The following is a 12,469-nucleotide window of genomic DNA, read 5'->3' as shown; positions in this document are numbered from 1 at the left end:
GTCAATGTTTAGAACTTTATTTTTTTTGCTACTGTGCCAGCGTCGGTTGATTTCACAGTAGCCGGCATTAAATAGAAACTATACGAATAAGGCTTAGCTGGTATCTGGTATTTCTCCAGCGGAGCAGCAACATCACTCCAACTATCATTACCTCCCACTCCCATTTGGATGAGGTCGATGTTGAGGGTGATAAAGCCCGGATTCTTCAGCGTGTTGGTGTGTCTTGAATTGATGATATTTTCCTCTGTCCATGGCCAGGCGCTCATGCTTAGCAAGCTGTCTGCAACAACCATCAGGCCTTGGCCTGCTGCTTTATCAGAGAAGTACATCCACCGAACATCCGTTCGGTTTCCGTTCTCTTGAGGTACTGCATACGGTTCTATGAAGTCGTTAAGCGGCTGAGAGTAGATAGCTGCATCGAAACCGTAGTTCCTATCAATATAATTCTCCAGAAGACCACGTCCGTACCAGGTAATATTAGAATAATTCTGTCTGATAGCAGTCTGCATTCCAACTTTGGGAATGTTAGGCAAGCCCGGTTTTACATCCAGTGAATAATCTACTTTTACAGCTCCGTCTCCAGCGATAACGTAATTTACCTTTACCGATGCGCTGTCATTGATCAACGTGTATCGGCTCTCTATCAGCACTTTTCCGCCGTCTTGTCTGGCATTCATGCCAACCAGCTTAAGATCTTTATTGAACCATTGCTTCAGCTTACGGTGTGTTTTCCAACCTCTTTTATCATTGTCTGTTTGTGGGCGGGTAAAGTCGGGAAGCAAAGGCGCAAAAATTTGCTCTATGCCATTCCATTTGTAAGAGGTCAGCGCTCCGTTTGACCTGTTGAAAGAGATCTGAAAGTTTTTTCCATTTACATTGTAGCTATCAGTGCCAGATTGCAGGGAGGCCGCTCCTGATGCAGGCGAGGATTTGCTTGCAGGCAGGCCGGTAAGAGCAAACTGGTTGGATGCCACTTCAAAGCCTTTTGGTGCCCAGGCTTCGTCCGCTGTAAGCGTAAAATGGATGTCGGCCAAATACTCTGCTCCTGCTTTCATCTTCGGAAGATATCTGGAAATATTGATAAGAGTGTCTCTACCGGCTCCCAAGTTAATCTTAGGCAAGCCTTTGTTGACCACAATTTTGCCGTCCTCGCGAACGATCAAGTGAACATTATAATCACCCAGAGATTTTACTGCGTGACGATTGGTGATTTTTAAAATGCCTTTTGCTGGGTCTGCCAGTTCAGTTTGGGCTCCCTGGTAAACGCGTTTACACTCGAACATGGCCGCTTTGGGTCTGCCATCAGAGGCTACTACGCCTTTGATGGTGAAGTTGTCGAAGTACTTTTCGCCGAAGTCGCCGCCATAGGCATAGAATTCTACACCTGCGCTATCCTTCTTTAGCAGTCCCTGATCTTTAAACTCCCAGATAGCTCCCCCGATCACTCGCGGAGTAGAACGGAACTCATCCCAGAAATCTTTCATATTTCCGTTTGAATTACCCATGGCATGCGAATATTCTACAAAGAAGATCGGACGGTTATCGCCATTTTTCTGCTCGGCAAGTAACTTTGGAGTATAAATTCCCGGATACATGCGGCTGACAACATCTACATAATAAGAATCCTGCGGATTTTGGATGCGGTGTGAGTGGTCATTCGATTTTAGGTAGCGTGGATCAGAAGGATCGATATAGCCCTCAAGACGCGGGTTTCCCATTGCCGGTTCGTAATGCACGGGGCGGGTGATGTCAAAATCATGAAGCCATTCTGCCATTGCAGCGTGGTTTGGTCCACGTCCAGCTTCATTCCCCAAACTCCACATAATAATGCTCGGATGGTTTTTATCACGCATCACCATCCTGTTGCTGCGATCAAGATAGGCGCCGGTCCATTGCGGATCATTGCTTAACTTCCCGCCTAAACCGTGCGTTTCCAAATTCGCTTCATCAATCACATAGATTCCGTACTCGTTGCAAAGATCGTAGAGATAGGGATCCATCGGATAGTGACTCGTACGAATACAATTGAAGTTAAAGCGCTTTATCGTTAGAACATCTTGTAAAATATCTTCTCTGCTTAAAGCCTTCCCTTTAGTTGGATGATGATCTGGACGGTTCATCCCGTACAGGTATGTTTCCTTGCCATTGATCAGCAGCTTCCCATTGACAGGAGAAAATTCGATGCTGCGGAAGCCCACTTTACAGCTCTTCGCCTCCACCACGTTACCTTGACTGTCTTCCAGCGAAAGAACCAGCGTATACAAGTTTGGCTCTTCATCGCTCCACTTCAACGGATTTTTGATAGTAGTTTCTAGAAGACCAAATTTTACATTATCGAGTCTTGGGTAAATTTCATTAATGATGCTTTCTGCGGTTCTTTCTAGGGGCTTTTCCAGGACGGGTTTCCCGTTTTTGTCGAAAAGCTGTGCCTTCACGTTGTACCCTTCTACTACTTTACCTGTTGTATTATCAATCCGTGGACGGATGCTAAAAACTGCGTCCTTATAGTTTTTGTCCAACTTAGCCTGCCAATGAAAATCGGCGATGCGCACTTTAGGTTCAGCAAGTAGCATTACTTCCCGCTGAATACCGCTTAGGCGCCAATGATCCTGATCCTCCAGGAAACTTCCATCGCTCCAGCGGATCACCTGCACCGAAAGAATATTTTCCCCAGCCTGCAAATAAGGTGTAATGTTAAATTCAGAAGATAAAAAGCTGTCTTCTGAATAGCCAAGGAACTTTCCGTTCAACCAGACTTTAAAAGCAGAACTTACCCCTCCAAAATGAAGCGTAACGTTCATGTCTTTCCAGTTAGCGGGAATGGTGAAAGTGCGTTGATAAGAACCTACGCCGTTATAGTCTTGGGGAACATAAGGAGGATTTACCGGGCGGAAAGGGTAAACAGCGCTTTTGTAGATTGGCTTGTCGTAGCCTTTCATTTCCCAGTTGCTTGGAACTTCAATTTTGTTCCAACCCTTCACACGACCTTTGTAGAAGTCCTTTGGGGCATCTGCCGGTTTGATTGCGAAAGAGAAATCCCATTGACCGTTCAGCGACAACATGCGGCCGCTTCTTTCCCTGCTACTTGTCAGTGCTTCCTGCACAGTTGAGAAAGAATAAGCAGTGGCCCTCGAGGGTTCCCGGTTTATGCCGCTTACCAGAGGATCTTCCCACGGCTCCCGGTTGAAGATGGTTGGAACTACAGGTACTGCGGCCGGAGTTTTATCAACCAGCTGTGAATAAGACGACAGAGTGGAAACAAAAAGAAACGCAAGCGACAGAGATATCCTCATTCAAAAATCTTTAAAATTGTCAACAGAACGAACTTCTTAATGAAGGCCGGCTGATGCAAAAAACTGGCACCAACGTATTAAAAACGGCTTATGGATTCATCTAAGTATTAAAAGTTCGGTTAGTTAAAAGGCAAATATAGAGGGTCGCTAAAAGTGATTTTTATAACATGTTCTCTATATATTGTACAATTTTAGCTTTCAGGACTATAATTTGCCTTTTAATCTTGTAAAAATCCTTCAGGTATAGCTTCTCTATTTCCTCAAGCCCCCGAGCTTCTACCTGTAATCCGGGTTTTGTTCCAATTGAGGGTTGTTCAATAGCTCGGATGAGGGCAACGGCAGGAGATAATTTCGGATTTCGAAAACAAGTACGGTGTTGCCCGGCGTTTTCAATGTCGGAAGCTTTACGTGTGCAATATTCCAGCGTTTCAGGTCATTGTACCGCTGGCCTTCAAATGCAAACTCCACTCTTCGTTCATGTCTGATAAACTCCCGCAGTTCTTCCTTCGTATCATAACGAGCACGGTCGACAGGCGGCATGTTGATACCCGGTCTTCCCCTAACCTGGTCTATGGCATCGTAGACAGTGCCATCGGGACCAGAGAGTTCGTTTTTTGCTTCGGCGTACATCAGAAGTATATCAGCATATCTCAGATGAATTAAATCTACATCGGTGGCTGTAGCTGTTGCAGCGGTAAATGGAGCAATCGATAGGTCAATGTATTTCTCAAGGACAAAGCCTGTAGCCGGCTCCGCTGGTGGGGCAATGACGGTCCCTGCCGGATTTCTCCAAACTTCACCGGGTAATTTAATAGTGAGATCCAGACGAGGATCGCGGTTTGCGTAAGGACTTGCCGGATTAAACAGCGGAGATTCATTAGCAGGCAAGCCGTCTTTCATCTGATAATCATCCACCAGATCTTTATATGGCTGTATCAAAAGATCCCGGACAAATTCAATATTCATTCCTGCGGCTCCAGGGCTTGTTCTGTGTACATTACTTGGCGCCAGGTACTGCGTAGAAAACATGATCTCGCTGTTTACTGCAGGATTGGTTTGTCCGCTGCTACGGAACAGTGCAGCATAATTGTTCGATAACGAGAACTTGCCCGCGGCGTTGTTTATGATGTCCTGTAGTAGTGGCACAGCCTGGTCCCATTTTTTCTGTGTCACCAAAACCCTGGCCTTCAGGCCTTGGGCGCTTCCTTTTACCGCGTGACCGTTGTATTTGATGTCAGGCAGGTTTGCAATAGCAAAATCAAGGTCTTCTTCAATGAAGGCATAAACCTCAGCAGCGGTACTCTTCGGAATTTTATACTCATCTAATGTTTTAAAATAGGTACGGTAAATGGGAACGGGGCCGAAGGCCTGAACCAGATCAAAATAAGCCAAAGCCCTGATAAAGCGCACCTCTGCCTTATAAACATTTTTGTTTGCCTCGCTGACAGGGGCGCGGTCTACATTGGCCAGAAAATAGTTAACGGATGAGATAGCCCTATAGGGCGTGCTGTACATATTTGTCATTGCACCTGTAAGGCCGGCATTAATACCACCAGTAGTCATCACCTGCATATTGGACTGATTTCCGTTACCTGGATCGAGATAAGCATTATCGGTCAACCCTTCCAGATATACGCGCTCATAGCCCAGGAAATTCTGTTGAAGTCGGGAGTATACACCTGCAAGTCCAGTTTGGACATCACTCTCAGATGCCCAAAAAATCTCGCTGGACACACTATTTGGAGGATTTTTATCTAAAAAATCTTTCTTACAGGAAGCGATTCCAAGCAGCAATCCAGCTGCCAGAAGAACTGATAATTTATGTTGATTATGCATAGCTCTGTTCTTTTAAAATTTAACATTAAGACCGACATTATAAATTTTTGCTTGAGGATACTGAGCAAAGTTTCCAGTCGGACTCGCCCTCTCTGGGTCGCCCCCTTCGTATTTAGTAATGGTGAAAAGATTGTCTCCGGATACATAAATACCGATGTCTTGTGCCCCTACTTTGTTGGCAATTGATGTAGGGAGATTGTAGCCAAGAACAATGTTTTTGAGCCTTAAATAAGAGGCATCTTGCAGAAAGAATGTGGAACCGGAATAGGCGTTTACCCCCCTATAACCTTGTACGTAGATGGCAGGAAGGGTATTACTTCTGTTCTCGGGAGTCCAGGCATTTCTCCATTTTGTTGTTGGAGGTGCTCCCTGATGGAAAGGATCTATACCCCAACCTGTCACCCGACTGGTGATTCCTTCCACTCCCTGGAAGAAGGCGTTCAAGCTAAAGCGTTTAAATCCAAAATTTAAACCGAAGGAATAAGTGAAATCCGGATAATAGCCGTCGACCACCTGCCTGTCATTTACATCGACAATTCCATCGTTCGTGAGATCCTTCATTTTAAGATCTCCAGGAGCAGGATTATTATTCAGCGCATGGACAGGGACATTGGGGTTATTGATGTCTTCTTCCTGGAAAACTCCGTCCCATACATATAAATAGTGTGCATCGTATGGCAGCCCGACCCTTCTGATATTTGCTCCTGATTCGTTTGGAACCCGTATGTGTGTCAGCGTATTTCTGGCGGTAGATATCAGAAAGTTCGCTCCATAGGTGAACTGTCCTATTTTGTTCTGATGCGACATCGTTAGTTCGATCCCTCTATTTCGCATCTCACCGTCGTTTGTTGTAGGAGCGTTTAGTCCGAGGCTCATAGGAACCGGTTGCGAAGCCAGAATGTCATAGGTCTTTTTGTTGAACCAATCAAAACTAACACCGAGGAAGCCGTTACGAATATCCATATCGAAGCCGAAATCAAGCATACTGGTTGACTCCCATCTTAGGCTTTGATCGCGAAATACGTTATTAACAGCCCCCTGCTGCAGTGCTGTGTTACCAAAGGGGTAAAAGACGTTGCTGATTACCAAGTTGTCCTGATACAAATAGGTGCCTACATCCTGATTCCCCAACACCCCATAGGAAGCCCTAAGCTTGAAGAAACTGAGCCAGCTAATATTATTTTTTATAAAATTCTCCTCTGACACGGTCCAACCTGCGGATACCGAAGGGAAAACACCCCACCTATATTCCGGGGACACTTTTGAGGTGCCGTCGTACCTCAAATTACCTTCTAATAAGTATTTACCTTTATAGCTATAGTTCAGCCGCCCAAAGATAGACCTCAGACCCCATTCTGCCGGAGCTGCCAGCGAAGGAAGCCGGGGGTGAGTAAAGTAAAGGGACTCAGAGGTAGGAAGGTATCCTGTAAGATCTGTAAGCACCGGCGCTACTGTATTAATTCTTCTTCCTCTTAAGTTCTGGTTTCTGTTAGATACCTGTTCATAGCCAGCCATTGCACGCAAGCTGTGGTTGGTTGCAAATTGCGTGTCATAAGTCAGGATGGAATAAATTGTAGGATTTATAACCTTTGAATACTGATCAGTTACTCCTAATATATCAGGACCGAAAGTGTTGAATGTATAATCAGCTGCCCCTGGGGTTTTCTGAAACAAATAAGCAGAGTAGTTTTTCTGATACATCTTGTAGTACTCGTCCACGTAGTTAAGGGCGAACTTTGTGGTCCACACCAAACCCTTCAGCGGCTTCACGTCAATAAAAGCCTGCCCGTTCAAATTATATTCCTGTGTGTTCTGATTGCCCATTTCATAATACTCCTGGGGATTTCTGTTTCGGCCTTCGAAAGCATAAGCCTTGGAGGCCACTCTTCCACTTCCGTCCGGCAAAAACGGTGCGTATAAGGGACCGGCGGCGTAGATTGAAAGCGCTATGTTTTCGCCCGTAAAGGGAGGCTCTTTGCGATCTTTATAGGTTAGATTCAAAGAGGTTCCAACAGTTATGTACTTGTTTACATCATTAGAATAGTTGAGAAGGCCGTTGTACCTGTTAAAGTTGTAACCTTTAATCATCGCCTTTTGATCAAGATAGCCCAGAGAAATATTGTAGGCGCTGTTTTCACCTCCCCCGGATATGGAGATGTTGTGGTTGCTGACGTTAGCAGGGTTGATATAGTAGTCGACGTAGTCGAAATTAGGGTAGAGATTTCTGTCAGTAGCGTTCCGATACTTTTCAATTTCAACCGGATCGTATAAAACAAGACCGGATTTCGGAGCGGCTTGGTTATATAGCTCCATATACTCAGCAGAGTTGGTAATCAGATCAGGTAGAGCTGTGGGTGTATGCCTGCCTACATTTACCCGATAACTTATAGAAGCCTTACCCTTCCGGCCTTTTTTGGTGGTAACAAGCACTACTCCATTTGCTGCTCTAGCTCCATAAATAGCAGCGGAAGCCGCGTCTTTTAGTACCGTAACATTTTCGATGTCATCAGGGGAAAGGTTGTTGAGAGACCCTGTAACACCATCGATAAGTACTAACGGACTGTTATTAGTACCCCCGGCAAAGGATCCGCGGCCTCGAATTAGTAAATTTGGGTTGTCGCGACCGGGTTCGGCAGAGGGCTGAGTTACTTGTAATCCCGGAACTCTTCCCTGCAGTAAGTTGGCAGCATTGGGTGCCGGACGCTCCGTTAAAGTTTCAGCTGAAACAGTTGCTACAGACCCGGTAAGGTTGGCCCTTTTTTGCGTTCCATATCCAACCACCACCACTTCTTCCAACGCTTTTGAGTCCGAAGCGAGCTGAACGTTAATTACGGTCCTACCATTGAGAGGAACTTCCTGCGTCAGGTAGCCGAGGTAGGAAAAAACAAGTGTAGAACCTTCCTGGAGTTTGAGCTGATAATTTCCATTAAGATCAGTAGAGGTGCCGGTAGTGCTTCCTTTTACCTTAATTGTCACCCCGGGTAAGGTCTCCCCTTCAGCCGAACTTACTTTACCAGTAACCGTAACGGTATTTTGTGCAAGTAACTTAACGGGAAGATTCGCGAACAAAAGAAAGGAAAGAAAAATATACCAAATTCGTGTTTTCCTTTCGCCAAAGAAATTAAGCTTTGAATTTTTCATGGTTCGGTAGTTGATTAGTAGATGATGGAAAAGCTTGAGTGACAATTTTCAAATCAAGCATTAGTTGCGTAGGTATTTTGGGCCCATCTTAGCCTTCTCCGGGAACCAAATAAAAAAGAAAGGTAACCGGAAAAACCAGTGACAAAAAAGACCGGGGTTTCTTTTACGTGCTGTTTTTCATAACCTAATAGTTAATTGTTTATAATTTGGTTGTTAGTGGCTATGCAAGAAGTATCAGAGCTTCTGCAGTTTTCTAGGAAAACGTTTTAGATTTCTATAGGCGTTGTTGTTCAAATATAAATATTTGTTTCAAATATGAAAAGCATTTGTCGTTTTTCTTCGCCTGCTGTTAGGCGGTTTATTTGAAGCAATTACTATGTTTGATGAAACTTAAATCGAGATGAAAAAAGAAACGAAATACCAGGCTCCCGCACTTGATAAGGGACTAGACATTCTCGAATATCTTTCATCTGTGTCAATTCCTCAATCGCAGACTGAAATTGCTTCTGGTATTGAGAAAACTCCAAATGAAATTTATAGGATGCTAATGAGCCTGGAGAGTCGTGGGTATATTGTAAGGGATGAGATATCGGGTAAATATCGTCTCTCATTAAAGCTATATCATCTTTCGCATCGACACTCCCCTGTTGATGAACTGCGCCGGGCGGCCCAGTTCCTGCTGGAAGATCTTGCGCAAAGCATTAGGCAATCATGTCACCTAAGCATACTTTACATGAACCAGGTAATGGTAGTTTTACATGCCAAAAGCCCGGAGCCAATAGCCTTATCAATTGAAGAGGGAAACCTTTTTCCCCTGCCTCTCACAGCTTCAGGAAAGGTATTGCTAAGCTATCTTTCTGAGGTTGAAAGAATAGCCTCATTAGAAAATAATGAAATTTTTAAGGGATTTAGCAAAGAGCAACAAGATGAATTTTTATTCTCTCTGGACCGCATTTCAAAGCAGGGTTTTTATATCCGTAACAGCGACCTCGCCGAAGGAGTGACAGACATTTCCGTCCCGATCGGAACTAATGGGAGTGGTATTACAGCTTGTATTACGGTGTCACGCCTTACTACCCTAAACATTAACAAAGGGATTAGCAATGATGAAATTCTTACTCAAACCTTGCAGTGCGCGGAAAAAATACAGCGAAAGGTTGGCATTTAGAACCGGAGCCTCGGAGGCTGCCACGTCAATTCACTCCACGAGTACTTTCAGAAGTGCCCCTTCATCGTTACGGGGAATTGTGGACCCACTCAGGGTAATGCTGACCTCGTTTTTATAGGCAACACAAACAGTCAGGTGTATAAGGCCTTGCTAAACAACGCTGTACTTTCATTTTTTTATCTTTTGAGATCTGGTTTAGTTTTTGTCGTTATAATTAATAGCCAACGCTCTCTTTGGTAGAATATAGATCCTTCTTCACAAGATAATGAGTAGATTATACCTTTTTCTATTTACAGTTTTTATTTCCTTTCGAGCTTTTTCTCAGAGCCCATCCATTGTAGGAATAAGTCCAGACAAGGGAACTCCGGGAACTACCATAACAATCACGGGCGCCAACTTTGGCACAGGGCCAGAAGAGAACGTGGTGTATTTCGGTGGGGCGAAAGCGGCGGTTATTTATGCTTCCACCACTGAAATTGTAGCCACCGTTCCGCAGGGAGCATCTTACCTGCCGCTGTCCGTAACCACCCGTGGCCTTACCGCCTATTCAAGCAAACCGTTCGTAGTAACACAGGAAAACGCTCAGCCACTTACCTCCTATTCCTTTTCTGTACGGCAGGATCAAAACATGGGCGACCAACCCGTATCGGTCATTGTTTGTGATTTTAACGGTGATGGAAAGAATGACGTGGCCACAGCTCATTTTACCAGCTCTGCAATTTCCGTTGCAAAAAATATCAGCAGCGTCGGTAGCGTAAGTTTCGCTCCCAAATTGACGCTTGAGAATCCCCGAGGACCAGCATTTTTAGCTCATGCAGATTTGGATGGCGACGGAAAACAAGATTTGGTAATGGCGAATTACGGGGATGAGAACGAAGGCGGAAGCACTATATCCATTCATAGAAATATTTCGACCGAAACGGACATTGCTTTTGCACCAATGCAGGAAGTGGAATGCGGAAGTTATCCTTCAAAGTTTTTCCTATCTGACTTGAACCTGGACGGCAGGGCTGAAATTATTCTGCTAAATGAAACCGGTTTTTTTATCATGAGGAATGTTAGTACTGGAAACACAATAGCCTTTAGTTCCAGGATCAACATTATGCCGGCCTATAACATCGTCGACATTGCTGTAGCTGATTTAGATGGCGACAATAAACCTGAAATACTGGTAGTGAACGACGGCACGGTTAAAGCTCCCGGCCTTCGTTTGAGCGTACTGAAAAATGCTAGCAGCAATTCTGTGGTAGCTTTTCCGGGTGGTACAGATTTTCGGCTGGCTGATGGTATAGCAACAGTTAGTACAGCAGAATTGAATGGCGATAATCTTTTAGACGTGGTGCTTCTGTTTCCTCTATCGGATAAGATGGCTATCTACAAGAATACTTCAACGAGCGGATCCATTGCTCTATCTGACATCAGCGAGTACGTAACGCAGCCTACCGTTAGCCTGGCGAAGGCTGCAGATTTGGAAGGCGATGGTAAAGTTGATCTGGTATTAGTTAACGAGGCCGCAGGCTCTCTCAGTGTTCTTCGCAATTCAAGTGCAAACGGACAAATCTCTTTCTCTTCGAAGCTTGATTTTCCAACTTTAAAAACACCAACAGACCTCGCTATCAGCGACCTTGACGGGGATAGCAAACCTGATCTCCTGGCGGGCTATTTTGAAGGAAGTACAATATCAATATTCCGAAACCTTGGCGCAGTACAACCACCAATAATCAGTAGCTTTTCTCCTGCCATGGCCTTACCAGGTCACACGGTTACTATCACTGGTAGCAATTTGGATGGAGCGAGTGCTGTTTCTTTCGGGGGCACTCCAGCCGCTTCTTTTGTTATAAATTCTTCTAGCAGTATCACAGCTGTTGTTGGGAGTGGTGCTTCCGGCGAGGTTAGTGTAACTACACCGGGCGGAGCCTCTTCAAAAGGGGGATTCAATTATGTCGACGGTCTTTCTATCACCGCTCAGGGTCCTACCACCTTTACCTCAGGAAACAGTGTAGTCCTTACAGTAAATACCGGTAGCCTTTTTACCTATCAGTGGTCAAGAAACGGGGTTGATATTTTAGGCGCAAGAGGACCAAGTTTCACGGCTGTTGCAGGCGGTTCTTATACTGTTAGTGTATTTAATGGCGACAACCGAATGACTTCTGCTCCTGTAGATGTTAAGTCCATATTTGTTTTGCCTGCAAGTAATTTTCGTATCCAAACCAAAGACGAGAGCTGCAAAGCCTCTAATAACGGAGCCGTTATCATTTCGGCTGAGAACTATCTGAATTATAGAGTAAAGATCACGGGAGAGGGACTGGAAAAGGAGTACACTTTTTCCGTAAACCAAACCATTGATAACCTCCCTGCTGGAAGTTATAAGCTTTTTTTAACCGTAGAGAATGAACCAGAGTTCGAATTGCAGTTTGATGTTATCATTAACGAACCGAAGGACCTGGAGGTTATTTCGTATCAGGAAAAAGAAAAGTTGGTCCTTCAACTGGCTGGAGGCAGAACTTACCAGATCCGGCATAATGACAGGGTGTTTACTACCAGTAGTAATAGCGTCAGTTTGAACCTCGAAGGTGGCGAGAATACAATAGCTGTGGTGACAGACAAAGATTGCCAGGGTGTTTTTGAGAGAAGTTTCATGCTTAATCCCGAGCCTCAGGTGTATCCGAGTCCGTTTGTTACTGAATTTAAGGTGAGACTAAGTGAAACTGATTTAGCACAAGTTGAAACGCAATTACTGGGACTAGACGGAAGAGTCGTTCACCGTCTGGTGACGTTAGCACCGGAAGGCACTGTCACGGTTGATCCCGGCAATATCCCTCCCGGGATGTATGTGCTCAAGATAAAATCCGATCGATCAGAAAGCACGGTAAAGGTGCTGAAAAAATAAGCTAGCAAAAAGCCGGGAGAAGCCCGGCTTTTTTGTTTATCAAGACCTCGCTCCTCCCCCATCATCATTTGTTTGTAATGTTGTCTGCTGTTCGTTGCGGCTCTGCGGTAAGGCCAGTACTTTTGTACTGTAATAAAAGTT

Annotated in this window: 5 protein-coding genes; 2 read left to right on the top strand and 3 right to left on the bottom strand. The window is 44.8% G+C overall.

Going from position 1 to position 12,469, the window contains the following annotated elements; translation table 11 throughout:
- Positions 1-8: 8 nt before the first annotated feature.
- The 3 genes from J4N23_RS01620 to J4N23_RS01610 form a co-directional block, all read right to left on the bottom strand.
- Positions 9-3,293, bottom strand: coding sequence for a glycoside hydrolase family 2 TIM barrel-domain containing protein (locus tag J4N23_RS01620; protein WP_207425260.1), 3,285 nt, complete (start codon positions 3,291-3,293; stop codon positions 9-11).
- Between the two features lie 276 nt (positions 3,294-3,569).
- Positions 3,570-5,129, bottom strand: coding sequence for a RagB/SusD family nutrient uptake outer membrane protein (locus J4N23_RS01615; protein ID WP_207425259.1), 1,560 nt, complete (start codon positions 5,127-5,129; stop codon positions 3,570-3,572).
- A 12-nt stretch (positions 5,130-5,141) separates the two neighbouring features.
- Positions 5,142-8,270: a TonB-dependent receptor gene (locus J4N23_RS01610; protein ID WP_207425258.1), complete on the bottom strand. Its 3,129-nt coding sequence runs from the start codon at positions 8,268-8,270 to the stop codon at positions 5,142-5,144.
- Between the two features lie 400 nt (positions 8,271-8,670).
- Here J4N23_RS01610 and J4N23_RS01605 point away from each other — a divergent pair, with 400 nt between their 5' ends.
- Complete coding sequence (locus tag J4N23_RS01605; RefSeq protein ID WP_207425257.1) at positions 8,671-9,438, top strand: IclR family transcriptional regulator; 768 nt, start codon at positions 8,671-8,673, stop codon at positions 9,436-9,438.
- Positions 9,439-9,703: 265 nt separating this feature from the next.
- Positions 9,704-12,328: an FG-GAP-like repeat-containing protein gene (locus J4N23_RS01600; RefSeq protein WP_207425256.1), complete on the top strand. Its 2,625-nt coding sequence runs from the start codon at positions 9,704-9,706 to the stop codon at positions 12,326-12,328.
- Positions 12,329-12,469: the final 141 nt, after the last annotated feature.

The organism is Pedobacter sp. SYSU D00535, assembly GCF_017355855.1.
Taxonomy (GTDB): Bacteria; Bacteroidota; Bacteroidia; order Sphingobacteriales; family Sphingobacteriaceae; genus Desertivirga.
This window is presented reverse-complemented; position numbering and strand designations above follow the sequence as displayed.

Coding starts and splice junctions, on each gene's coding strand:
- J4N23_RS01620 (WP_207425260.1), bottom strand. CDS start 3,293: ATGAGGATATCTCTGTCGCTTGCGTTTCTTTTTGTTTCCACTCTGTCG.
- J4N23_RS01615 (WP_207425259.1), bottom strand. CDS start 5,129: ATGCATAATCAACATAAATTATCAGTTCTTCTGGCAGCTGGATTGCTG.
- J4N23_RS01610 (WP_207425258.1), bottom strand. CDS start 8,270: ATGAAAAATTCAAAGCTTAATTTCTTTGGCGAAAGGAAAACACGAATT.
- J4N23_RS01605 (WP_207425257.1), top strand. CDS start 8,671: ATGAAAAAAGAAACGAAATACCAGGCTCCCGCACTTGATAAGGGACTA.
- J4N23_RS01600 (WP_207425256.1), top strand. CDS start 9,704: ATGAGTAGATTATACCTTTTTCTATTTACAGTTTTTATTTCCTTTCGA.